22 protein-coding genes and 1 pseudogene are annotated in these 22,094 nt (G+C 59.5%); 13 read left to right on the top strand and 10 right to left on the bottom strand.

Features of this window, described 5'->3' with window-relative positions; translation table 11 throughout:
- The first annotated feature begins 93 nt into the window (after positions 1-93).
- Positions 94-582 (top strand): Lrp/AsnC ligand binding domain-containing protein, encoded by a 489-nt coding sequence (locus tag J3P95_RS00955; RefSeq protein WP_003206849.1) that lies wholly within the window; start codon positions 94-96, stop codon positions 580-582.
- Between the two features lie 6 nt (positions 583-588).
- Here J3P95_RS00955 and J3P95_RS00950 read toward each other — a convergent pair whose 3' ends face one another.
- Entirely contained in the window at positions 589-942 is a 354-nt protein-coding gene (locus J3P95_RS00950; RefSeq protein WP_030138200.1) for a YkgJ family cysteine cluster protein, read from the bottom strand.
- A 145-nt stretch (positions 943-1,087) separates the two neighbouring features.
- Here J3P95_RS00950 and J3P95_RS00945 point away from each other — a divergent pair, with 145 nt between their 5' ends.
- Positions 1,088-2,401 carry an NAD(P)/FAD-dependent oxidoreductase gene (locus tag J3P95_RS00945; protein WP_434559973.1) on the top strand — a complete coding sequence of 438 codons (1,314 nt, stop codon included), beginning with the start codon at positions 1,088-1,090 and terminating at the stop codon, positions 2,399-2,401.
- Positions 2,402-2,466: 65 nt separating this feature from the next.
- Here J3P95_RS00945 and J3P95_RS00940 read toward each other — a convergent pair whose 3' ends face one another.
- Positions 2,467-2,712 (bottom strand): DUF1127 domain-containing protein, encoded by a 246-nt coding sequence (locus tag J3P95_RS00940; RefSeq protein ID WP_186612674.1) that lies wholly within the window; start codon positions 2,710-2,712, stop codon positions 2,467-2,469.
- Positions 2,713-2,892: 180 nt separating this feature from the next.
- Here J3P95_RS00940 and J3P95_RS00935 point away from each other — a divergent pair, with 180 nt between their 5' ends.
- The gene (locus tag J3P95_RS00935) at positions 2,893-4,326 is read left to right on the top strand and encodes a PLP-dependent aminotransferase family protein (RefSeq protein WP_434579090.1); all 1,434 of its coding nucleotides are present in this window, start codon (positions 2,893-2,895) and stop codon (positions 4,324-4,326) included.
- 62 nt (positions 4,327-4,388) lie between these two features.
- Positions 4,389-5,957, top strand: a complete 1,569-nt coding sequence (locus J3P95_RS00930; RefSeq protein ID WP_434579092.1) for a phospholipase D family protein — start codon at positions 4,389-4,391, stop codon at positions 5,955-5,957.
- A gap of 13 nt (positions 5,958-5,970) precedes the next feature.
- Here J3P95_RS00930 and J3P95_RS00925 read toward each other — a convergent pair whose 3' ends face one another.
- Both J3P95_RS00925 and J3P95_RS00920 read right to left on the bottom strand, forming a co-directional pair.
- Entirely contained in the window at positions 5,971-7,134 is a 1,164-nt protein-coding gene (locus J3P95_RS00925; protein ID WP_434579094.1) for an MFS transporter, read from the bottom strand.
- Between the two features lie 149 nt (positions 7,135-7,283).
- On the bottom strand, positions 7,284-8,777 hold the full coding sequence (locus tag J3P95_RS00920) for an aldehyde dehydrogenase (RefSeq protein WP_434579095.1): 1,494 nt from the start codon (positions 8,775-8,777) through the stop codon (positions 7,284-7,286).
- A 231-nt stretch (positions 8,778-9,008) separates the two neighbouring features.
- Between J3P95_RS00920 and J3P95_RS00915 the strand changes: the two genes are divergently transcribed.
- Complete coding sequence (locus J3P95_RS00915; RefSeq protein ID WP_434579096.1) at positions 9,009-9,371, top strand: cupin domain-containing protein; 363 nt, start codon at positions 9,009-9,011, stop codon at positions 9,369-9,371.
- A gap of 78 nt (positions 9,372-9,449) precedes the next feature.
- On the opposite strand, the gene rpmG is transcribed toward J3P95_RS00915, so the two are convergent.
- Positions 9,450-9,605, bottom strand: a complete 156-nt coding sequence (rpmG, locus tag J3P95_RS00910) for a 50S ribosomal protein L33 (RefSeq protein ID WP_007894709.1) — start codon at positions 9,603-9,605, stop codon at positions 9,450-9,452.
- A gap of 11 nt (positions 9,606-9,616) precedes the next feature.
- Positions 9,617-9,850: a 50S ribosomal protein L28 gene (rpmB, locus tag J3P95_RS00905; RefSeq protein WP_003177273.1), complete on the bottom strand. Its 234-nt coding sequence runs from the start codon at positions 9,848-9,850 to the stop codon at positions 9,617-9,619.
- Between the two features lie 446 nt (positions 9,851-10,296).
- Between rpmB and J3P95_RS00900 the strand changes: the two genes are divergently transcribed.
- Entirely contained in the window at positions 10,297-11,886 is a 1,590-nt protein-coding gene (locus J3P95_RS00900) for an ABC transporter substrate-binding protein (RefSeq protein ID WP_434559961.1), read from the top strand.
- A gap of 89 nt (positions 11,887-11,975) precedes the next feature.
- Here the strand turns inward: J3P95_RS00900 and radC are convergent, their stop codons facing one another.
- Complete coding sequence (radC, locus tag J3P95_RS00895) at positions 11,976-12,650, bottom strand: RadC family protein (protein ID WP_434559959.1); 675 nt, start codon at positions 12,648-12,650, stop codon at positions 11,976-11,978.
- Between the two features lie 146 nt (positions 12,651-12,796).
- On the opposite strand from radC, the gene coaBC reads away from it, so the two are divergent.
- From coaBC to J3P95_RS00865, 6 genes and pseudogenes are all read left to right on the top strand, one after another.
- Positions 12,797-14,005 (top strand): bifunctional phosphopantothenoylcysteine decarboxylase/phosphopantothenate--cysteine ligase CoaBC, encoded by a 1,209-nt coding sequence (gene coaBC / locus J3P95_RS00890; RefSeq protein WP_186612659.1) that lies wholly within the window; start codon positions 12,797-12,799, stop codon positions 14,003-14,005.
- Between the two features lie 4 nt (positions 14,006-14,009).
- The gene (gene dut, locus J3P95_RS00885; protein ID WP_186633679.1) at positions 14,010-14,465 is read left to right on the top strand and encodes a dUTP diphosphatase; all 456 of its coding nucleotides are present in this window, start codon (positions 14,010-14,012) and stop codon (positions 14,463-14,465) included.
- 251 nt (positions 14,466-14,716) lie between these two features.
- Positions 14,717-16,120: pseudogene (locus J3P95_RS00880) on the top strand (phosphomannomutase/phosphoglucomutase); the annotation flags it as partial.
- 19 nt (positions 16,121-16,139) lie between these two features.
- Complete coding sequence (gene argB, locus J3P95_RS00875) at positions 16,140-17,045, top strand: acetylglutamate kinase (RefSeq protein ID WP_123426174.1); 906 nt, start codon at positions 16,140-16,142, stop codon at positions 17,043-17,045.
- A 248-nt stretch (positions 17,046-17,293) separates the two neighbouring features.
- On the top strand, positions 17,294-18,352 hold the full coding sequence (locus J3P95_RS00870; RefSeq protein WP_434559957.1) for a type IV toxin-antitoxin system AbiEi family antitoxin: 1,059 nt from the start codon (positions 17,294-17,296) through the stop codon (positions 18,350-18,352).
- The gene (locus J3P95_RS00865) at positions 18,340-19,209 is read left to right on the top strand and encodes a hypothetical protein (protein ID WP_434579097.1); all 870 of its coding nucleotides are present in this window, start codon (positions 18,340-18,342) and stop codon (positions 19,207-19,209) included. Before J3P95_RS00870 ends, J3P95_RS00865 begins: the two co-directional genes overlap by 13 nt.
- A gap of 34 nt (positions 19,210-19,243) precedes the next feature.
- Here J3P95_RS00865 and pyrE read toward each other — a convergent pair whose 3' ends face one another.
- Complete coding sequence (gene pyrE / locus J3P95_RS00860) at positions 19,244-19,888, bottom strand: orotate phosphoribosyltransferase (protein WP_434559953.1); 645 nt, start codon at positions 19,886-19,888, stop codon at positions 19,244-19,246.
- 83 nt (positions 19,889-19,971) lie between these two features.
- Between pyrE and J3P95_RS00855 the strand changes: the two genes are divergently transcribed.
- Complete coding sequence (locus tag J3P95_RS00855; RefSeq protein ID WP_013694557.1) at positions 19,972-20,751, top strand: exodeoxyribonuclease III; 780 nt, start codon at positions 19,972-19,974, stop codon at positions 20,749-20,751.
- 132 nt (positions 20,752-20,883) lie between these two features.
- On the opposite strand, the gene J3P95_RS00850 is transcribed toward J3P95_RS00855, so the two are convergent.
- The gene (locus J3P95_RS00850; protein ID WP_434579099.1) at positions 20,884-21,426 is read right to left on the bottom strand and encodes a GlcG/HbpS family heme-binding protein; all 543 of its coding nucleotides are present in this window, start codon (positions 21,424-21,426) and stop codon (positions 20,884-20,886) included.
- Between the two features lie 291 nt (positions 21,427-21,717).
- Complete coding sequence (locus tag J3P95_RS00845; RefSeq protein ID WP_434559949.1) at positions 21,718-22,086, bottom strand: DUF4870 domain-containing protein; 369 nt, start codon at positions 22,084-22,086, stop codon at positions 21,718-21,720.
- Positions 22,087-22,094 lie beyond the last annotated feature (8 nt).

The raw sequence follows: 22,094 nt of genomic DNA, 5'->3' as shown, positions 1-22,094 counted from the left end.
GTAAAAAAGATCAGGCAGTGCTTTTCACTATATAAATACCTATATTTGGCGAGAATTCTCGGCAAAAACCCTTTTCACGGAGGCGCATCACCTGTGCGTACCAATACCCAGACCAAACGCGAGCTGGACAAGATCGACCGCAACATCCTGCGCATCCTCCAGGCGGACGGGCGCATCTCCTTCACTGAGTTGGGCGAGAAGGTCGGTCTCTCCACCACGCCCTGTACCGAGCGGGTGCGGCGCCTTGAACGCGAAGGGATCATCATGGGCTACAACGCCCGGCTCAACCCGCAGCACTTGAAGGGTAGCTTGCTGGTGTTCGTCGAGATCAGCCTGGACTACAAGTCTGGCGATACTTTCGAAGAATTCCGACGCGCCGTGCTGAAATTGCCTCACGTGCTGGAATGTCACTTGGTATCAGGGGATTTTGACTATCTGGTGAAAGCGCGGATTTCCGAGATGGCCTCGTACCGCAAGTTGCTGGGCGACATCCTGCTCAAGTTGCCGCATGTGCGCGAATCCAAGAGCTACATCGTGATGGAAGAGGTGAAGGAAAGCCTGAACCTGCCGATTCCGGATTGATCCGGCCTAGACCAACACCTGCCGGGTGCTCGCCATGTATTCATGGATCTGCTTCTCGACGCGCGGATGAATCAACTCTACCGGACGCCGTCCATTTGGGCATGGCAAGGTCGCCGTGGTGCCGAACAACCGACAGATCAGCGGTCTTTCATCGTAAACCGTGCAGCCGTTCGGCCCCAAGTGCACACAGTCGAGCGCTTCCATGGCGGCGTCCTGTTCGGCGCGAGTCTTGCGCGGCAGGCGAGCCATTTCCTCAGGCGAGGTGGTCACCGGTCCGCAACAGTCATGGCAGCCCGGCACGCACTCGAACGTAGGAATCTGCTGACGTAGCGTGCGGATTTTTTGACTGTTGCAGCTCATCGAGGCGATACCGAATCGGGACAGCCGTGGATTCTGCCTCAAAAGCCACAGGCCAGACAGCGCCAGGCGACCGGTGTTGCCGACGAACGAATCCACGGCTTATGCTCCGTAAAATTTCTCAAACACAACAATCAGGATTACGCACATGAACGCCCGTGTTCAGCAACCGGTCCCGAGCCACGCGCACGCCGCCTCTTACTACGCCGCCAGCAGCCTGCCACAGCCGGACCATCCGGTGCTGCAAGGCGAGTTGGTGGCGGATGTCTGCGTGGTGGGCGGCGGGTTTTCCGGGTTGAACACCGCGATCGAATTAGCCGAACGCGGCATGAGCGTTGTCCTGCTGGAAGCACACAAGATCGGCTGGGGCGCCAGCGGGCGTAACGGCGGCCAGCTGATTCGCGGTGTGGGCCATGGCCTCGATCAGTTCGCCCCGGTCGTTGGCGCCGACGGCGTCCGCCAAATGAAACTGATGGGGCTTGAAGCGGTGGAAATCGTCCGCCAACGAGTCGAGCGCTTTCAGATTGCCTGCGACCTCACCTGGGGTTACTGCGACCTCGCCAACAAACCCGACGACTTGCAAGGCTTCGCCGAAGAGGCCGAGGAACTGCGCAGCCTGGGTTATCGCTACGAAACCCGACTGCTGCGAGCCGATGAAATGCACAGCGTGGTGGGCTCGGATCGCTACGTTGGCGGCCTGATCGACATGGGCTCGGGTCACCTGCATCCGCTTAATCTGGCGCTGGGCGAAGCGGCCGCGGCGCAGCAATTGGGCGCCCGGCTGTTCGAACGATCGGCCGTCGTGCGTATCGACTATGGTCCGCAGGTCAAGGTACACACCCAGCAAGGCTCAGTTCGCGCGAAGACGCTGGTGGTGGGGTGCAATGCTTACCTCAATGGCCTGAACCAGGAACTGAGCGGCAAAGTGTTGCCCGCCGGCAGCTACATCATCGCCACCGAACCCTTGAGCGAAGCCCAGGCAGGGGCGCTATTGCCGCAAAACATGGCAGTCTGTGACCAGCGGGTAGCCTTGGATTACTACCGGCTTTCGGCGGACCGCCGCTTGTTGTTCGGCGGCGCTTGTCACTATTCCGGTCGCGACCCGCAAGACATTGGCGCTTATATGCGTCCTAAGATGCTCAAGGTGTTCCCGCAATTGGCGGACGTGAAGATCGACTACCAATGGGGCGGGATGATCGGCATCGGCGCCAACCGTTTGCCGCAGATTGGCCGGTTGAAGGATCAACCGAATGTGTATTACGCCCAGGCCTACTCCGGCCACGGCGTAAACGCCACACACCTTGCCGGCAAGTTATTGGCCGAGGCCATCAGCGGACAGCAAGGCGGGGGATTCGACTTGTTTGCCAAGGTGCCGCATATGACTTTCCCGGGTGGGAAGCACTTGCGCTCTCCCCTGCTGGCGCTGGGGATGTTGTGGCATCGGCTGAAAGAATTGGTTTAACCAAAACCGTGGTGAGGGAGCTTGCTCCCTCGCCACAGGGTTTCGTACTCATTTTTCATCTAGCTTCAAAGCCGCCAGAACGGCTTGAGGCCTTCTGCCCGGGCCTGCTCCCGGGTCAGCCCGATGTCTTGCAACTGTTCGGGTGTGAGCTCCAACAAGGCTTTGCGTGTATGCAGGCGATGCCAGAACAGGCCCCAGCGACTCAGGCCGGACGGAGCATTGCGCAACATTGCCTCACGCAGCCCCTTTTCCTGCCCTGCCACCAGTTCCTGACTGTGTAACGTCAGCCGCACATCGCTCAAGCCGTTCATTTTTGATCGCTCCTGTTTACTTGGGTAGCCAGAGCTTTCATGATGCGCGGACAGACAAAAGCGATACAGATTCAAATAATGTCTTTTATAAGCATACAGAATCGACATTTTTAAGACTGAATTGCAGTTTTGCTTCCCATCTGTATCGGTTTCCGTTTTCTATCTCATCGGGATTGCACCATGACCCTCTACGTGAACCTCGCCGAACTGCTTGGTACTCGCATCGAACAGGGCTTCTACCGCCCCGGCGACCGGCTGCCGTCGGTGCGCGCCTTGAGCACGGAACATGGCGTCAGCCTGAGCACCGTCCAGCAGGCCTATCGCGTGCTGGAGGACAGCGGGCTGGCGACGCCGAAACCCAAATCCGGCTACTTCGTCCCGGTCAGCCGCGAATTGCCGGAACTGCCGGCGGTAGGTCGTCCGGCCCAGCGGCCGGTGGACATCTCCCAGTGGGACCAGGTCCTGGAACTGATACGCGCTGTACCGCGCAAGGACGTGGTGCAGCTCGGGCGCGGCATGCCCGACATCCATTCACCGACGCTTAAACCGTTGCTGCGCAGCCTGGCGCAGATCAGTCGACGGCAAGACATGCCCGGCCTGTATTACGACAATATCTACGGCAACCTCGAGTTACGTGAACAGATCGCCCGGCTGTCCCTGGACTCCGGCTGCCAGCTGGGCGCTAACGATTTGATCGTCACCACCGGCTGTCACGAAGCATTGTCAGTGAGCGTGCGCGCCACTTGCGAACAGGGCGATATCGTCGCGGTGGATTCGCCAAGCTTTCACGGCGCCATGCAAACATTGAAGGGCCTGGGCATGAAAGCCCTGGAAATCCCCACTGACCCGCTCACCGGTATCAGCCTGGAAGCATTGGAGCTGGCACTGGAGCAATGGCCGATCAAGGCCATACAGTTGACACCCAGCTGCAATAACCCGCTGGGCTACATCATGCCCGAGGCCAACAAGCGCGCCCTGCTGACCCTGGCGCAACGCTTCGATGTGGCGATTATCGAAGACGATGTGTATGGCGAATTGGCGTACACGTACCCCCGTCCGCGCACGATCAAATCCTTCGACGATGACGGCCGCGTCCTGCTCTGCAGTTCTTTTTCCAAGACCCTTGCACCGGGCCTTCGAATTGGCTGGGTTGCACCCGGTCGATACTTGGAGCGGGTGCTGCACATGAAATACATCAGCACCGGCTCCACCGCCCCGCAACCGCAGATTGCAATCGCGGAGTTTCTCAAGGGTGGGCATTTCGAACCCCATCTGCGCCGCATGCGCACCCAATACCAGCGCAATCGCGACGTCATGATGGATTGGGTCAGCCGCTATTTTCCCCAAGGCACCCGCGCCAGCAGGCCCCGCGGCAGCTTCATGCTGTGGGTCGAACTGCCTGAGGGTTTCGATACGCTGAAGCTCAACCGCCTGCTGCATGACCAAGGTGTGCAGATAGCCGTCGGCAGCATCTTTTCGGCGTCAGGCAAATACCGCAATTGCCTGCGCATGAATTACGCTGCCAGGCCAACGGCACAAATCGAGGATGCAGTGCGCAAGGTCGGTGCCGTGGCTATCGCACTGTTGAACGAAACCCAGCGAGACACCGTCTGACCGAGTAGGCAGGGAAGCAGCATCCAACAGCCGACCCACGCAAACAATCGGAACGAGCCTACGTGAGATCCAGACCGATCCTGCACGCGCTATTGCTAGTCGCCTCGCTGCTGGGCGGCTGCGCCAGTTTTGATGTCACCCGCGAACCCTCCCAGGCGCTGCCGGCCTCCGATTCAGCGTTCGGCCGCTCGGTGGCGCAACAGGCTGCGCCGCATGAAGGCCGCTCAGGCTTCCGCCTGCTTTCCGACAGCACCGACGCCTTCATCGCCCGAGCCGAACTGATCCGCAATGCGCAGAGCAGCCTCGATTTGCAGTACTACATCGTCCATGACGGCATTAGCACGCGCATGCTGGTGGACGAGCTGCTCAAGGCTGCAGATCGCGGCGTGCGTGTGCGCATTCTGTTGGATGACACCACTAGCGACGGCCAGGACCAGATCATCGCAACCCTCGCCGCCCACCCTCAGATACAGATCCGCCTGTTCAATCCGCTGCACCTGGGACGCGCCACTGGCGTCACCCGCAGCCTTGGACGTCTGTTCAACCTGTCACTGCAACACCGCCGCATGCACAACAAACTGTGGCTGGCGGACAACAGCATGGCCATCGTCGGCGGCCGCAATTTGGGGGATGAGTATTTCGACGCCGAACCGAACCTGAATTTCACTGACATCGACTTGCTCGGCGTCGGGCCGGTGGCCGAACAACTGGGGCACAGCTTCGACCAATACTGGAACAGCGCGCTGAGCAAGCCCATCGAACAATTCTTGTCCCATCAGCCTACTGCCAAGGAATTGGCCAACAGCCGCTTGCGCCTGCAACAATCGTTGGAACAAACGCACAAGGAGAACCACGCGCTTTATCAGCAGTTGACCGCCTACAAGACCCAGCCCCGCCTGGACACGTGGCGCAAGCAATTGACCTGGGCCTGGAACCAGGCACTGTGGGACGCGCCCAGCAAGGTCCTGGCCAAGGATGAGCCAGACCCGCAGCTCTTGCTGACCACACAACTGGCCCCGGAGCTGACCGGCGTCAGCAAAGAACTGATCATGATCTCGGCCTACTTCGTCCCCGGCCAGCCAGGCTTGGTGTACCTGACCAGCCGCGCCGACGCCGGCGTATCGGTGAGCCTCTTGACCAATTCCCTGGAAGCGACAGACGTACCCGCAGTGCACGGCGGCTACGCGCCGTATCGCAAGGCCCTGCTGCGACATGGCGTACGGCTGTTCGAGTTGCGTCGCCAACCCGGCGACAGCGGCAGCAGCCCGCACCTGTTCTACAGCAAGTCCTACGGCGAGTCGGACTCCAGCCTGCACAGCAAGGCGATCATCTTCGACGGGCAGAAATCTTTCATCGGCTCGTTCAACTTCGACCCCCGCTCAGTGCTGTGGAATACCGAAGTCGGCGTGCTGGTGGACAGTCCTGAGCTTGCTGGCCAAGTGCGCGAACTGGCCTTGCAGGGCATGGCGCCGACCCTGAGTTATCAGGCCCGGCTCGATGATGCTGGTGAGCTGGTATGGACCACCGAAGACAACGGCAAGCTGCACGACCTGGATCGCGAGCCAGGCAGCTGGTGGCGCCGATTCAACGCCTGGTTCGCCACGACGATCGGGTTGGAGCAGATGCTTTAGACGTCGATCGCTTTCATGGCAATCGAATTTGTGGGCGGGCCGCTTGTGTCGCTCCGAACGCACCTTGGCGCAACAATAGGATCACCAACCCGAACGCGCCCGCCGCCATGAACAAGGGCAGCGCATGCCCACTGACCCACTGGCTGCCCGCCCCCGCCACCAGGGGACCGACCAGGCAGCCGGTCCCCCACAATTGCGCGACATGGGCATTGGCCCGCACCAGCGCATCGTCGCGGTAACGCTCGCCGATCAGGATCAGCGACAAGGTGAACAATCCTCCCGCGCTGGCACCAAACAGCACCCACAACGGCCAGATGAACACCGTGTCGATCAGCAACGGAACCGCCAGGCTCGATAACATCAGCACCACCGCACAACCGGTGAACAACGACCGGCGCGACAGGCGATCAGCCAGCGCACCAATGGGCAACTGCAACAAAGCATCACCCACCACCACCGTACTGACCATGGCCAGGGCAATATCGGCATTGAAGCCTTGGCGCAGGCAATAGACCGGTAACAGCGTCAGGATCATCGCCTCGAACGCCGCGAACAATGACACGGCCCAGCCAATCGCCGGCAACCCTCGGCAAAAGCCCCAGAGATCCTTGAACGTGACACCGCTGGACTCGCTGGTGGGCGCACCCTTGCGGCCGAGCAATAGCAACGGCGAAACCAGCAACAGACCGACACCCACCCAGAAACCATAGTCGTGTTCGGTGCCCAGCGCGCCTAGCAACAAGGGGCCGGACAGTTGGCTCAGGGCATAACTGCTGCCATACAGCGCCACCAATCGCCCGCGCCATTGCTCGATGACCAACTGATTGATCCAGCTTTCACCCAGGATGAACACCAGAGTCAGGACCACGCCAATCAGTAGCCGCAGCAGCAACCAGACCGGATAGCTCGGCAAGAGCGCGAGCAGACCGATGGACAACGCCCCGCCCCACAGGCAGAGACGCATCAATGCGGCCGTGCCGAAACGCGCCGCCAGCCGGCTCGAAACCTTCGCCCCGACCAGCACGCCAATCGCCGGCATGGCGGCCATGACGCCAATGGCGAACGAGCCGTAACCCCAGCCCTCCAGGCGTAGCGACACCAGCGGCATCGTCACGCCCAGGGCCAGGCCAACACTCAGGACGGATGCCAACACGGCGAAATAGGTCGCCCAACGCATTTCCACGCTCCTGTGGACAATCAACTTTCAACCCTGCACAAAGCAAATGTGGGAGCGGGCTTGTTCACGAAGACGGTTTCCCATTCAACAGCCAGGTTGAGTGAAGCTCCGCCTTCGCGAGCAAGCCCGCTCCCACAAGGTTTTTACAGTTACAGCTTGATCCAGGTCGCCTTCAGTTCAGTGTACTTGTCGAGGGCATGCAGCGATTTGTCGCGACCGTTGCCCGACTGTTTGAAGCCACCGAACGGCGCCGTCATGTCGCCGCCGTCGTACTGATTGACCCACACGCTGCCGGCGCGCAGTGCCTTGGCGGTCAGGTGAGCCTTGGAAATGTCCTTGGTCCACACTGCCGCAGCCAGGCCGTATGGCGTGTCGTTGGCGATCTGGATGGCCTCTTCGGCGCTGTCGAAGGCAATGACCGACAACACCGGGCCGAAAATTTCTTCCTGGGCAATTTTCATCGCGTTGCTCACGCCGTCAAAAATCGTCGGCTCGACGTAAGTGCCACCGGTTTCTTCGAGAATCCGCTTGCCGCCGGCCACCAGCTTGGCGCCGTCGCTGTGACCGGCCTCGATGTAGGACAGCACGGTATTCATTTGCTGGGTATCGACCAGGGCGCCGACGTTGGTCGCCGGGTCCAGGGGGTTGCCTGGCTTCCAACCCTTGAGGGCTTCGATCACCAACGGCAGGAACGTATCCTTGATGGAACGCTCAACCAACAGCCGCGAACCGGCGGTGCAAACTTCGCCCTGGTTGAAGGCAATGGCGCTGGCGGCGGATTCGGCGGCGGCCTGCAAGTCGGGGGCGTCGGCGAACACGATGTTCGGGCTCTTGCCACCGGCTTCCAGCCAGACGCGTTTCATGTTGGATTCACCGGAATAAATCATCAATTGCTTGGCGATTCGGGTGGAACCGGTGAACACCAGCGTGTCGACATCCATGTGCAAGGCCAGGGCCTTGCCGACGGTGTGACCGTAGCCCGGCAACACGTTCAGCACACCTTTCGGGATACCGGCCTCGATAGCGAGGGCCGCAATGCGGATCGCGGTCAGCGGGGATTTTTCCGATGGTTTCAGTACCACGGAGTTACCGGTGGACAATGCCGGGCCGAGCTTCCAGCAGGCCATCATCAGCGGGAAGTTCCACGGAACGATGGCACCGACTACCCCAACCGGCTCACGAGTCACCAGGCCCAGTTGGTCGTGAGGAGTAGCGGCCACTTCATCGTAGATCTTGTCGATGGCTTCACCGCTCCAGCTCAAAGCTTGGGCGGCACCGGGCACATCAATATTCAGCGAGTCGCTGATTGGCTTGCCCATGTCTAGCGTTTCCAACAGAGCCAGCTCTTCGGCGTTCTGCTTGAGCAGACCGGCAAAGCGAATCATCACGGCTTTGCGCTTGCTCGGCGCCAGGCGCGACCAGACGCCGGAATCGAACGTGGCGCGAGCATTTTCGACAGCCCGCTGGGCGTCGGCCACGTCGCAGCTGGCGACTTTGCCCAACAGGCGGCCATCGACCGGGCTGACGCAATCAAAGGTTTCGCCGGACACCGCATCGGTGTATTCACCGTTGATGAAGGCGCGGCCTTCGATCTTCAGGTCGCGGGCGCGCTGTTCCCAGTCGGCACGAGTCAGGGTGGTCATGCGAGTGTCCTCCTCTTGTTTGGGTACGAACGCCATGCAATGCCCAGCGTTCAAGAATTCTGCCTTGCCGATATGTATTCGGCACAAGGCACTCGCCACCCTAAACCAGCGGCCGGGGGTGTTTCAATATATTTGACACAAAACCAGCAAACGGCCTTGCGATGTTCGTTTTAATAAACATAGACTTTTGTTCTTCCAGCCATCCGCGCCGCAAGCACCGAGGGTAACCGCATGAGCATCCAGGACATCGTCGATTTCAGCCAGGCCAATACCACCGCCGACCGCTATCGCCCGGACCCGGCCAAGGTGCTCAAGGGAAACCCTGAGCAAGCCGTCTTCAATCATTACAACAGCCCATGCGGACAGATGAACGCCGGGGTCTGGGAAGGCGAGGTCGGCCAGTGGACGGTCAACTACACCGAACACGAGTACTGCGAGATCGTCCAGGGTGTCTCGGTGCTGCGTGACGACGATGGGAATGCCAAGACACTTCGAGCCGGCGACCGCTTCGTGATTCCCGCCGGGTTCAAAGGCACATGGGAAGTGCTGGAGCCGTGCCGCAAGATTTATGTGGTGTTTGAGCATAAAGGCTGAAACTCACCCTCAGGAATCGACAACAAAAAAGGCCCGTATCTCGCGATACGGGCCTTTTTTGTAAGAGGGAAAAATCAATTACTTGATTTTGCCTTCCTTGTAGATCACGTGCTTGCGAACAACCGGATCAAATTTCTTGATCTCGATTTTGTCCGGGGTAGTACGCTTGTTTTTGTCGGTAGTGTAGAAGTGACCAGTACCGGCGCTCGAGATCAAACGAATCAATTCACGCATGATTAGCTCCCTTAAACCTTGCCATCGCGACGAAGTTCGGCCAGCACGACACTGATGCCACGCTTGTCGATGATGCGCATGCCCTTGGCAGATACGCGCAGACGCACAAAACGTTTCTCTTCTTCAACCCAGAAGCGGTGATGCTGCAGGTTCGGCAGGAAACGACGACGGGTTTTGTTGTTTGCGTGGGAAATGTTATTCCCAGTCACCGGACCCTTACCGGTAACTTGACAGACTCTCGACATGCCTCAGCCCTCTAAAACCACATGCCCAACCCGGCATGGGTTGGCCGCTTAATCTCTCAGTCATTTGGCGCCAGGCGCCGCGTTTCTTTAAGGGTCTTACCGGCTACACCTACAGTGAAGGAACCGGGCCCCTAGAAAAGAGCGCTGCTTTATACCAGAAAGACCCATGCACAACAACAGCCGGTGTGATTTGTCTTGCTGGGAAAACCTCGTCCGGCAGCCCCAGGCAGCTGGGGTAAGGGCCAGCGGCGTCCTGACCGCTCGTCGCGGCATGCAGGTTTTTTTCGGCCAACGGTTAGTTCAGGCCGCTGGTGCACCGGCAAACCGCAGGAAAGAGTGCCGGAAAATGCAAAAGGGGGATAGTCATTTGCGAGCGAGCCCACTAGGGTAGACCTTTTCCAGACTGCACTCGCAGATGGGCCTCCGACCTGCACAGGAAATCAATCATGCGCCTCGCTGCCCTATCACTGATGCTCGCCCCTCTGCTGATCAGCCCGCTGGCCCAGGCCGCTGCCCTGAGCGTGTGTACCGAGGCCAGCCCGGAAGGATTCGATGTCGTCCAATACAACTCGCTGACCACCACCAACGCCTCAGCCGACGTGCTGATGAACCGCCTGGTGGACTTCGACACGGCCAGCGGCAAAGTGGTCCCGAGCCTGGCCGAGAGCTGGGAAGTCTCAAGCGATGGCCTGGTGTATGTCTTCAAGCTGCGCCCACGGGTCAAGTTCCACCAGACCGACTACTTCACACCGCGCCGCGACCTGACCGCCGAAGACGTCAAGTTCAGCTTCGACCGCATGCTGGATCCGGCCAACCCTTGGCATAAGGTTGCGCAAAGCGGCTTCCCTCACGCCCAATCCATGCAGCTGCCGGCGCTGATCACGAAGATCGATGCGCTGGATCCATTGACGGTGCGCTTCACCCTCGACCATGCGGATTCAACTTTCCTGGCGACATTGAGCATGGGTTTTGCGTCGATCTATTCAGCCGAATATGCCGACCAGTTGATGAAAGTCGGCAAGCCGGAACAACTCAACAACCAGCCCATCGGCACTGGCCCGTTCATATTCAACCGGTTCCAGAAGGACGCCTCGATTCGCTACAAGGCCAATGGCGACTACTTTGGCGGTAAACCCCAAGTGGATCCGTTGATCTTCGCCATCACGCCGGATGCCAACGTGCGCCTGCAGAAATTGCGGCGTAACGAATGTCAGGTCGCCCTGTCTCCCAAGCCGCTGGACGTACAGGCCGCCAAGCAAGAGCCGACGTTGAAAGTGGAGCAGACCGAGGCCTTCATGACCGCGTTCCTGGCAATCAACAGCCAGCACCCCCCCTTGGACAAGCCCGAAGTCCGACAAGCCATCAACCTGGCCTTTGACAAGGCCAGCTACCTCAAGACCGTTTTCGAGGGCACCGCCGAAGCGGCCAACGGCCCCTACCCACCCAATACCTGGAGCTACGCCAAAAACCTGCCTGGCTATGCCCATGATCCGGCCAAGGCTCGTGAGCTGCTGACCAAGGCCGGACTGAAGGAAGGCTTCAAGACCACCTTATGGACCCGCCCCTCCGGCAGCCTGCTCAACCCCAATCCGAGCCTCGGCGCGCAGTTGCTGCAGTCGGACCTGGCGGAAATCGGCATCCAGGCGGAAATCCGCGTGATCGAATGGGGCGAACTGATCCGCCGCGCCAAGGCTGGCGAACACGACCTGTTGTTCATGGGCTGGGCAGGCGACAACGGCGACCCGGACAACTTCCTTACCCCGCAGTTTTCCTGCGCGGCGGTGAAGTCCGGCACCAACTTCGCCCGTTACTGCAATCCAGACCTGGACAAGCTGATCGGCGCCGGCAAGACCACCAGCGAACAAGGCGTGCGCTCCAAGCTCTATGAGCAGGCCCAGGCGCAGATCCAGCAACAGGCCCTGTGGCTGCCCTTGGCGCACCCCACGGCGTTTGCCCTGACCCGCAAGGATGTCCAGGGTTACTCGGTGAGCCCGTTTGGTCGCCAGGACTATTCGAAGGTCAGCCTCAAGCCGTAAGCTGCAAGCTGCAAGCTGCAAGCTGCAAGCCAAGAGCAGACCGCGCGCAGCTCTTACTTGCCGCTTCAAGCTTGAAGCTTGCCGCTGCCTCAAATCCACCCATACTCCGCCATGGACAGCGGCTCCCCATCGCCCACGATAAAATGGTCGAGCACCCGCACATCGATCAGCTCCAGCGCCTCCTGGAGCCGTTCGGTGAGCATCCGGTCGGCCTGGCTGGGCTCGGTGTTGCCGGAGGGGTGGTTATGGCACAGGATCACAGCGGCGGCGTTATGGGCCAGGGCGCGCTTGACCACTTGCCGGGGGTGAACAGTGGCCGTGGCGATAGAACCGTGAAAGAGCGCTTCAAACGCCAGCACCTGATGCCGTGAGTTGAGAAACAAGCAACCAAAGACTTCGTGAGGTTCGTGGCGAAGCATTGACTTGAGATAGTCACGAACGGCTTGCGGATCCTCCAGCATTGATTTTTGCCGCATCCGCTCAGCCAAATGTCGCCGGCCCATTTCGAGCACCGCCCGTAATTGCGCGAATTTCGCCGGGCCTAGCCCCATCTGACTGCTGAACGTGAGCTGATCAGCTTCAAGCAGCGCACGCAGGCAGCCAAATTGAGTCAACAGGTGTCGCGCCAGATCCACCGCGCTTTTGCCCGACACGCCCGTGCGTAAAAAAATCGCCAGCAGTTCGGCGTCTGAAAGACTCTCCGCCCCCAGCGCCAACAACCGTTCCCGCGGCCGCTCGGCTGCGGGCCAATCGCGAATACTCATGGCATCTCCCTGATAGTGGGCGCCGCTGTTCCGTAGCGGACGCTGTGATATCTTAGCCCATCTTTTTTGCAGGCGATTTGCACCCTGGCAGGCTGTTGCCAAGGGGTTCGTCTTGCACTGACCACTGAAAATCGAAAGGCAGGCCTATGCAGCGGCTGTATCGGAAACGCATCGTTCTGGGCGTCGGCGGCGGCATCGCCGCCTACAAGAGCGCCGAGCTGGTTCGCCGACTCATCGACCAGGGCGCGGAAGTGCGGGTCGTCATGACCCGCGGTGGCAGTGAATTCATCACGCCGCTGACCATGCAGGCATTGTCCGGACACCCGGTCCACCTGGATTTGCTCGACCCGGCGGCCGAGGCTGCCATGGGCCACATCGAACTGGCCAAATGGGCCGACCTGGTCTTGATTGCCCCGGCCACGGCCGACCTGATCGCTCGCCTGGCCCAAGGCATCGCCAACGATCTGCTCACCACCCTGGTGCTCGCCACCGACGCCGTGGTCGCCGTGGCACCAGCAATGAACCAGGCCATGTGGCGCGACCCGGCCACCCAGGCCAACCTGCAATTGCTCGAAAGTCGTGACCTCAAGGTTTTTGGCCCAGCCTCGGGCAGCCAGGCCTGTGGCGATGTCGGCATGGGCCGCATGCTGGAGGCTACCGATCTGGCCCAATGCGCCGCCGACTGCTTCAAGCGCGAGGCCCTGACGGGCAAGCATGTGCTGATCACCGCCGGACCGACCCAGGAAAACATCGACCCGGTGCGCTACATCACCAACCACAGCTCAGGGAAAATGGGCTTCGCCCTGGCCGAGGCAGCCGTCGAGGCGGGCGCCCGGGTGACGTTGATCACCGGCCCGGTGCACCTGCCAACCCCGGACCGGGTCACGCGTATCGACGTGGTCAGCGCCCGGGACATGCTCGCGGCCTGCGAAGCCGCCATCCCGTGCGACCTGTTCATCGCCTCGGCAGCCGTCGCGGACTACCGCCCCGAAGTCGTCGCCCCGCAAAAATTGAAGAAAGATCCTACCAGCGGTGATGGCCTGCTCCTGCAAATGGTGCGCAACCCTGACATCCTGGCCACCATCGCCACTCGCCCCGATCGTCCGTTCAGTGTGGGTTTTGCCGCCGAGACCGAACATTTGCTCGACTACGCCGCGCGCAAGCTCAAGGACAAGAACCTCGACTTGATCGTCGCCAATGACGTCGCCAACCCGAGCATCGGCTTCAACAGCGAAGAAAACGCCTGCAGCGTGATCGACCGCCAGTTGCACGCCACACTTTTCGCCCAGACCAGCAAGGGCAAGATTGCCCGCCAACTGATCACTTTTATCGCCGACCGGCTGAACCAGGTTTAACTTCATGCACGCTCTACAAGCCAAGATCCTCGACCCACGCATCGGTAACGAATTCCCGCTGCCGCAATACGCCACACCGGGCTCCGCCGGCCTTGACCTGCGGGCGATGCTCAAGCAGGACACGATCCTGGAGCCGGGCCAGACCCTGCTGATTCCTACCGGCCTGTCGGTCTACATTGGCGATCCCGGCCTGGCCGCGCTGATCCTGCCGCGCTCGGGCCTGGGCCATAAGCACGGCATCGTGCTGGGCAACCTGGTCGGCCTGATCGACTCCGATTACCAGGGCGAATTGATGGTGTCGTGCTGGAATCGCGGCCAGACCGCTTTCAACATCCAGGTGGGCGAGCGCATTGCCCAATTGGTATTGGTGCCGGTGGTCCAGGCACACTTCGAGCTGGTCCAGGAATTCGACGAGAGCCAGCGCGGCGCCGGCGGTTTCGGACATTCCGGCAGCCACTGATCCTCCGCTCCAGGCCGGGCGTCGTTCCCGGCCGCTTTATTAAGCTTCTGTTTCAGGACGAAAAATGCGCAACGGGTCGCGACGACGTTTCCCATCCGGAATCAAGGTTTTAGACCGTTAAGGCTGGGGTAACGCTATCTCATGGCACTTTCCCACCGCGAACTCTCTGTCAAAAACGCCGTCATACCCTTCAGCTTGAGCCTGCCGACGCCCGTCGTCGGCCTGTCCAGTCACTTTCCTGATAGAGCGCCCCGCCCATGAACACCCCAGCCGCAATCGCCCCAATCTTCCCTGACAGCATCTTTCGCGCCTACGACATCCGTGGCGTGGTGCCGGAAACCCTGACGGCTGAAACCGCCTACTGGGTCGGCCGGGCCATCGGCTCCCAAAGCCTGGCCCAGGGCGAACCCAACGTGAACGTTGGCCGTGATGGTCGCTTGTCTGGCCCGGAGCTGGTCGAGCAGTTGATCAAAGGCATCGCCGACAGCGGCTGCCACGTCACCGACGTTGGCCTGGTACCGACACCGGCGCTGTATTACGCCGCCAACGTGCTGGCCGGCAAATCCGGCGTGATGCTCACCGGCAGCCACAACCCGTCGAACTACAACGGCTTCAAGATCGTCATCGCCGGCGACACCCTCGCCAACGAGCAGATCCAGGCCCTGCACACCCGCCTCAAGACCAATGACCTGAGCAGCGGCCAGGGCAGCGTGACCAAGGTTGATATCCTCGAGCGCTACAACGATGAAATCGTCAACGACGTGAAACTCGCCCGTCGCCTGAAAGTGGTGGTCGACTGCGGCAACGGCGCGGCCGGCGTGATCGCCCCGCAACTGATCGAAGCGCTGAACTGTGAAGTCATCCCACTGTTCTGCGACGTGGACGGTAACTTCCCCAACCACCACCCGGATCCGGGCAAGTTGGAAAACCTGCAGGACCTGATCGCCAAGGTCAAGGAAACCAATGCCGACCTGGGCCTGGCCTTCGACGGCGACGGCGACCGCGTGGGCGTGGTGACCAACACCGGCAGCGTCGTGTTCCCGGACCGCCTGCTGATGCTGTTCGCCAAGGATGTCGTAGCACGCAACCCTGATGCGCAAATCATCTTCGACGTGAAATGCACCCGTCGCCTGATCCCGCTGATCAAAGAATATGGCGGTCGCCCGCTCATGTGGAAAACCGGTCATTCGTTGATCAAGAAAAAAATGAAACAAAGCGGCGCCCTGCTGGCCGGCGAGATGAGCGGCCACATCTTCTTCAAGGAGCGCTGGTTCGGTTTTGATGACGGCATCTACAGCGCGGCACGCCTGCTGGAGATCCTCAGCAAGGAGAAATCCACCGCCGAAGAGCTGTTCGCGACCTTCCCTAACGATATTTCCACGCCGGAAATCAATATCCATGTGACCGAAGAGAGCAAATTCAGCATCATTGATGCACTGCACGACGCCCAGTGGGGCGAAGGCGCCGAACTGACCACCATCGACGGTGTGCGGGTCGACTACCCACAAGGCTGGGGCCTGGTTCGCGCCTCCAACACCACCCCGGTGCTGGTGCTGCGTTTCGAGGCTGACAACGAGGCCGAACTGCAGCGCATCAAGGACGTGTTCCACACCCAACTCAAACGTGTTGCACCTGATCTCCAACTACCGTTTTGATTCACCACCGGAGCCCTGAATGACCCTCGAACGCGAAGCCGCCGCCAACACCGCCAAGGTCCTGTCCGAAGCGTTGCCTTATATCCGACGCTACGTCGGCAAGACCCTGGTGATCAAATACGGCGGCAACGCGATGGAAAGCGAGGAGCTGAAAACCGGCTTCGCCCGCGACATCGTGCTGATGAAGGCCGTGGGGATCAACCCGGTGGTGGTGCATGGCGGTGGCCCGCAGATCGGTGACCTGCTCAAGCGCCTGTCGATAGAGAGTCACTTCATCGATGGCATGCGCGTTACCGACGCGCAGACCATGGATGTGGTGGAGATGGTCCTGGGCGGCCAGGTGAACAAGGACATCGTCAACCTAATCAACCGCCACGGCGGCAGCGCCATTGGTCTGACGGGCAAGGACGCCGAGCTGATCCGGGCGAAGAAGCTCACCGTGACTCGCCAGACCCCAGAGATGACCCAACCGGAAATCATCGACATTGGCCAGGTAGGCGAAGTGGTCGGCATCAACACCGACCTGCTGAACCTGCTGGTCAAGGGCGATTTCATCCCGGTCATTGCACCGATCGGCGTGGGCGCCAATGGCGAGTCGTACAACATCAACGCCGACCTGGTGGCCGGCAAAGTCGCCGAAGCACTGAAGGCCGAGAAGTTGATGCTGTTGACCAACATTGCCGGCCTGATGGACAAGACCGGCAAGGTCCTGACCGGGCTGTCGACCCAGCAAGTCGACGAGTTGATCGCCGACGGCACCATCTACGGCGGCATGCTGCCCAAGATTCGCTGCGCGCTGGAAGCGGTACAGGGCGGCGTTGGCAGTTCGCTGATCATCGACGGCCGGGTTCCGAATGCGATTCTGCTGGAGATCTTCACCGATACGGGCGTGGGTACGTTGATCAGTAATCGCAAGCGGCCCTGATACCGATACCTGAAAACGCAAAAATCGCGACCTTGAAAGCTGCAAAGTGGCATTCGAAACACGAAGCCCATTGTTGCTGACAAGGCTCGCGATTTTTTTTCGGGCAGGAAAGTATTTGCGTCTCCTCCGATGATTTCAGTAACGCGCCCCGTTTCAACGAACGTTGAAAATAGGTTTTTGAGTGAAATTCCCTAGACGTCTTTCACTCAAGAGGCTATTTTCAGCGTTTGTTGAAAAGGTGGCTATCAATGAAAACTCTCGAAACAAGCTCAAAAGAGGCTCTTCAGGACCTCCTGAACAACGTACCAATCATCAGGATAAAAAGTTTCAAGACCACGCCGCCAGCCAAAGCCTGGACTCCCGACTTTATTGTGGAACTAGACGCCTCGGGGAAGCCGCATTCCCTGGCCTGCGAGATTAAAACCAGTGGACAGCCCAGATTTGTAATCGCAGCCACACTCCAGCTTCGTGACTACGTGAGTGAGTGGGACGCAGCGGTCACGCCGATTGTGATAGCCCCCTACCTTTCGCCTGCTGCCAGACAAGCATGCCGGGAAAAAGGGGTCGGCTATCTGGATCTGGAGGGCAACGCCTGGCTTTCGTTCGATGGGGTATTCATCGACCATCAAGTCGCAGAAAAGCCGCCCTCGGAGTACAGGGGACTGAAGTCCCTCTTCAAGCCAAAATCAGCGCAGATCCTTCGTACGATGCTGCGTGACCCCAATCATGCATGGCGAGTGATAGAACTCTCCGAGGCCGCTAACGTGAGCTTGGGTCAAGTCAGTAATGTGCGCAAAGCTCTGCTGGATCGAGAGTGGGGGCGAGCAACACCCGAAGGATTTTCCCTGTGCGACCCTCAATCACTTCTAGATGCATGGGTCCAAGCCTACGAGCCCCCATCCGGAGAGCGCAAAAAGTTCTACACCACCTTACACGGCAACGCCCTGGAAAATGCAGCACGGAGCGTCATCGGCGAACAGGGCAATGGGCGTACGGTTTTTTCTCTATTTTCCGCCGCGCAATGGCTCGCCCCCTATGCCCGTGTGAGCACGAATTATTTTTATGCGGACAGTGAAGGCCTGGAAAAATTAACTACAGCTATGCACTTGGTACCCGTTACAAAGGGTGAAAACGTGGTGATCACCGTTCCCCGGGACGAAGGGCTCCTTTTGGACGTCGTCGAGGCGGCGCCCGGAGCAATATGCACCAGCCCTGTTCAAACTTATTTGGATCTATCCATTGCCGGCGAGCGCGCAAAGGAAGCAGCCGAATATCTACGCCAGGAAAAACTGACATGGCCCCGATAGCGCCGCAGGAGCCTCAATCGGCCTTGGATTATGGAGACAGGACGACGACTGCCGTGAAAGCGGTACTCGTCGAAATGGGCCAGATCCTGGGTAGTTTCAAAGGAAAGTTCGCAGTGATCGGCGGCGCAGTGCCATGGCTGCTCCTTGCAAATGACGATATGCAGCATGTCGGTACACTCGATGTCGACTTGAGCCTTGATGCAGAAGCACTGGGTGATGGTGAATACGCGACTCTGGTCGAAGCCTTGATGGGCAATGGGTACGAGCAGAGAGGAGAGTTACGGCGCTTCCAACTCGTTCGCCAGGTTCCCGTGGATGACGGGGGAGCCCCGATAGATGTGATCGTGGATTTCTTGATGCCACGCGATGCCGCGATCATTCAAAATAAACCGCCCATCCTGAGCGACTTTGCAGTTCAACGTGCCGACGGCGCCGACCTGGCAATGCGGTTTTATCAGATGGTCGCAATTGAAGGACCTATGCCTACCGGCGGTACAAATCGAGTCGAGGTTGCCGTGTGCTCTATCCCGGCACTGCTCGCAATGAAAGGCTATGCCCTTAATGGACGACACAAGCAGAAAGACGCCTACGACATTTACTATTGCGTTCGCAATTTTCCGGGCGGCATAGCAGCGCTCGCGCAGGAGTGCCGCCCCGTACTTGAAACCGGAAGTGGCGAGCAAGGCTTTCTGTACATTTGCCAGAAATTTGATGTTGCCGACGGTTATGGCCCGACGTCCGTAAGGCGTTTCGTCGAAGATAGCCAGATCCTCGAGGATCGGACTCCAGATCAGTGGCAGCAGGATGCTTTCGGGCAAGTGGATGCCTTACTTCGCGCCCTTCATTTACGGGAGTGAAAACCAAGGCCCTGTTTCCAGGGCCTCCTTTATTTCAGACGCCGAACTGCGCCCGATAAGCCTCAACCGCCGGCAAATGCTGCTTGAGCTGCGGATCGTCGGCCAAAAATTCCAGCACCTGGTTCAGCGACACAATGCTGATCACCGGAATGCCGAAGTCGCGCTCCACTTCCTGGATCGCCGACAGCTCACCGTTGCCGCGCTCCTGGCGGTTCAGGGCGATCAGCACGCCGGCAGCCTTGGCCCCTTCCTGGGAAGCGATGATCTGCATCACCTCGCGAATGGCGGTACCGGCGGTGATGACGTCGTCGATGATCAGCACTTCGCCGGCCAGCGGCGCGCCGACCAGGCTGCCGCCTTCACCGTGGGCCTTGGCTTCCTTGCGGTTGAAACACCAGGGCAGGTCGCGACCGTGATGTTCGGCCAAGGCGACGGCGGTGGTGGCGGCCAGCGGGATGCCTTTGTAGGCCGGGCCGAACAGCACGTCGAACGGGATGCCGCTCTCGACGATGGCCGCGGCATAGAATCGGCCCAGTTGCGCCAGGGCGGTTCCGCTGTTGAACAGGCCGGCGTTGAAGAAGTAAGGGCTGGTGCGCCCGGACTTGAGGGTGAACTCACCGAAGCGCAAAACGCCGCGATCGATGGCAAAACGAATGAAATCGCGCTGATACGCCTGCATGAAAAAAAGCCTCAAATACCGCGGATTTAGCTAAATAGGTACACGCCGTGTATCATACACGCACGTGATTTTTGGGGCCATTTATGCGGATCATCAGTGTGAACGTCAATGGTATTCAGGCTGCAGTCGAGCGTGGTTTGCTCAGTTGGCTGCAAGCACAGAATGCCGACGTCATCTGCCTGCAGGACACCCGCGCCTCCGCCTTTGAACTGGACGATGCAGCCTTCCAACTGGATGGTTACTTCCTTTATGCCTGCGATGCCGAAGTCCCCGCCCAGGGTGGCGTGGCTTTGTACTCGCGGCTGCAACCGAAGGCTGTCATCAACGGTCTCGGTTTCGAGACGGCGGACCGCTACGGGCGCTACCTGCAAGCCGATTTCGACAAGGTCAGCATCGCGACCTTACTGCTCCCTTCGGGGCAGAACGGCGATGAAGATTTGAATCAGAAATTCAAGTTGATGGACGACTTCGCCCGTTACCTGGATAAACAGCGGCGCAAACGTCGCGAGTACATTTATTGTGGCTCGCTGTACGTGGCGCAACAGAAGCTGGATATCAAGAACTGGCGCGACAGCCAACAATCCCCTGGCTTCCTGGCGCCGGAACGGGCCTGGATGGACGAGATCATTGGCAACATGGGTTACGTCGATGCCCTGCGTGAAGTCAGCCGCGAAGGCGACCAATACAGCTGGTGGCCGGACAACGAGCAGGCCGAGATGCTCAACCTTGGCTGGCGTTTCGACTACCAATTGCTGACGCCCGGGTTGCGCCGCTTCGTGCGCAGCGCCCGCCTGCCGCGCCAGCCACGGTTCTCGCAGCATGCGCCACTGATCGTGGATTACGACTGGACGCTGACGATCTGAGACACCCACCCGCCGGGAGTGCCGCTGCCAGGCACACACGCAAAAAAGCCGACAAATACTGTCGGCTTTTTCGTGTCGGCGGCCCTGGTCGTCATGCCAGGCCCACCGAGATCCTGGAGGTATTGGACAATCTCAGGACCCGAGCAATGGCCTTAGTTCGTTGATCGCATACTCAGCGCATTGCTCATCGATTCTTCCGCTAGGTGCGCCACCTACGCCGATAGCGCCGATGACATCGTTACCCACCTTGATAGGTACGCCGCCAGTCAACGCCAGGGTCCCGGGAATGTTGGACAGGTTCGGGACATTCACCGAGCGCTCCATGAGCGTGCCCGTTGGGGTCTTGAAGGACACGGCGGTATAAGCCTTGCGCTCACTGCCGGCATAGGACGTAGGGCCCGCACCATTGGAACGCAGGCTCGCCAGCACTATTCCCGAACGATCCACCACCGTGGCGGCGACCGACTGGTTGTTCAGCGCACAGACGGCGACGGCGGTTTGCGCCAGTTGCATGGCATGCACGTAGGAAAGGTTTTTTTGCGAGATAACCGCTTGCTTGCTCACGGTCTGGGCCGTCAGTGGTTTAAGGGCTGGGACGGGGGCCGGCACCTGCGCATGAGCAGAGACAGCAGCGAGAGCAAACGCGGCAGCAAGAGCGAATGGGAGAAGTTTCATGGCAAATCCTGTTGTGGTTAGAACATCGCGAGGTGCATCCACTCACCCCGATGGAAAAACCATACTGGATCAAAAATAACCATCAGACTCGCTCACTTGTGGAACAGGATGTATCCACGCACGGCCAACCGGCACCAACAACCCATGCCATGTCGACACTGAACTCCGCCGCCTTGTATACAAACCGCCGGATTTCAGTGAGGTCTGGCGTCGTTATTTGCGAACATGGACAGTTACAAAGCAATCGGCAACAGCTCGCAAGGGAGCCATCGCCGAACACTTACCTGATCGTTATTTGACCAAACGCCAGGTAAACGGATACCGATACGGTTGCCCCTCATTAGCCTTGACCCCGCCAATGATGGTCAACACCAGAGCAGCAATCGCCACCAGCCCGAACAGGAAGAAGCCGATCACCACGATCATCAGCAGCAAGCTGATCGCCGCGGCGATCGCCACGGTGATCTGGAAGTTAAGCGCTTCCTTGCCCTGGGCATCGATGAACGGGTCGGATTCACGCTTGAGCTGCCAGATGACCAGCGGCCCGATCAGCGAACCGAACGGAATAAAAATCCCCAATAGCGCGGACAGGTGACAGAACATTGCCCATTGACGCGCCTCTTTTCCCGGCTGGGGCAGCAGGACTTGCTCATCACTCATGACACTCT

The sequence above is a fragment of the Pseudomonas sp. Z5-35 genome (assembly GCF_051131945.1).
In the GTDB taxonomy this organism is placed as follows: Bacteria; Pseudomonadota; Gammaproteobacteria; order Pseudomonadales; family Pseudomonadaceae; genus Aquipseudomonas; species Aquipseudomonas marvdashtae.
This window is presented reverse-complemented; position numbering and strand designations above follow the sequence as displayed.

What these genes read in the sequence shown, in the direction of transcription:
- J3P95_RS00950 (WP_030138200.1), bottom strand. Translation starts at nt 942, where the DNA reads ATGAGCTGCAACAGTCAAAAAATCCGCACGCTACGTCAGCAGATTCCT.
- J3P95_RS00945 (WP_434559973.1), top strand. Translation starts at nt 1,088, where the DNA reads ATGAACGCCCGTGTTCAGCAACCGGTCCCGAGCCACGCGCACGCCGCC.
- J3P95_RS00940 (WP_186612674.1), bottom strand. Translation starts at nt 2,712, where the DNA reads ATGAACGGCTTGAGCGATGTGCGGCTGACGTTACACAGTCAGGAACTG.
- J3P95_RS00935 (WP_434579090.1), top strand. Translation starts at nt 2,893, where the DNA reads ATGACCCTCTACGTGAACCTCGCCGAACTGCTTGGTACTCGCATCGAA.
- J3P95_RS00925 (WP_434579094.1), bottom strand. Translation starts at nt 7,134, where the DNA reads ATGCGTTGGGCGACCTATTTCGCCGTGTTGGCATCCGTCCTGAGTGTT.
- J3P95_RS00920 (WP_434579095.1), bottom strand. Translation starts at nt 8,777, where the DNA reads ATGACCACCCTGACTCGTGCCGACTGGGAACAGCGCGCCCGCGACCTG.
- J3P95_RS00915 (WP_434579096.1), top strand. Translation starts at nt 9,009, where the DNA reads ATGAGCATCCAGGACATCGTCGATTTCAGCCAGGCCAATACCACCGCC.
- rpmG (WP_007894709.1), bottom strand. Translation starts at nt 9,605, where the DNA reads ATGCGTGAATTGATTCGTTTGATCTCGAGCGCCGGTACTGGTCACTTC.
- rpmB (WP_003177273.1), bottom strand. Translation starts at nt 9,850, where the DNA reads ATGTCGAGAGTCTGTCAAGTTACCGGTAAGGGTCCGGTGACTGGGAAT.
- J3P95_RS00900 (WP_434559961.1), top strand. Translation starts at nt 10,297, where the DNA reads ATGCGCCTCGCTGCCCTATCACTGATGCTCGCCCCTCTGCTGATCAGC.
- radC (WP_434559959.1), bottom strand. Translation starts at nt 12,650, where the DNA reads ATGAGTATTCGCGATTGGCCCGCAGCCGAGCGGCCGCGGGAACGGTTG.
- coaBC (WP_186612659.1), top strand. Translation starts at nt 12,797, where the DNA reads ATGCAGCGGCTGTATCGGAAACGCATCGTTCTGGGCGTCGGCGGCGGC.
- dut (WP_186633679.1), top strand. Translation starts at nt 14,010, where the DNA reads ATGCACGCTCTACAAGCCAAGATCCTCGACCCACGCATCGGTAACGAA.
- argB (WP_123426174.1), top strand. Translation starts at nt 16,140, where the DNA reads ATGACCCTCGAACGCGAAGCCGCCGCCAACACCGCCAAGGTCCTGTCC.
- J3P95_RS00870 (WP_434559957.1), top strand. Translation starts at nt 17,294, where the DNA reads ATGAAAACTCTCGAAACAAGCTCAAAAGAGGCTCTTCAGGACCTCCTG.
- J3P95_RS00865 (WP_434579097.1), top strand. Translation starts at nt 18,340, where the DNA reads ATGGCCCCGATAGCGCCGCAGGAGCCTCAATCGGCCTTGGATTATGGA.
- pyrE (WP_434559953.1), bottom strand. Translation starts at nt 19,888, where the DNA reads ATGCAGGCGTATCAGCGCGATTTCATTCGTTTTGCCATCGATCGCGGC.
- J3P95_RS00855 (WP_013694557.1), top strand. Translation starts at nt 19,972, where the DNA reads ATGCGGATCATCAGTGTGAACGTCAATGGTATTCAGGCTGCAGTCGAG.
- J3P95_RS00850 (WP_434579099.1), bottom strand. Translation starts at nt 21,426, where the DNA reads ATGAAACTTCTCCCATTCGCTCTTGCTGCCGCGTTTGCTCTCGCTGCT.
- J3P95_RS00845 (WP_434559949.1), bottom strand. Translation starts at nt 22,086, where the DNA reads ATGAGTGATGAGCAAGTCCTGCTGCCCCAGCCGGGAAAAGAGGCGCGT.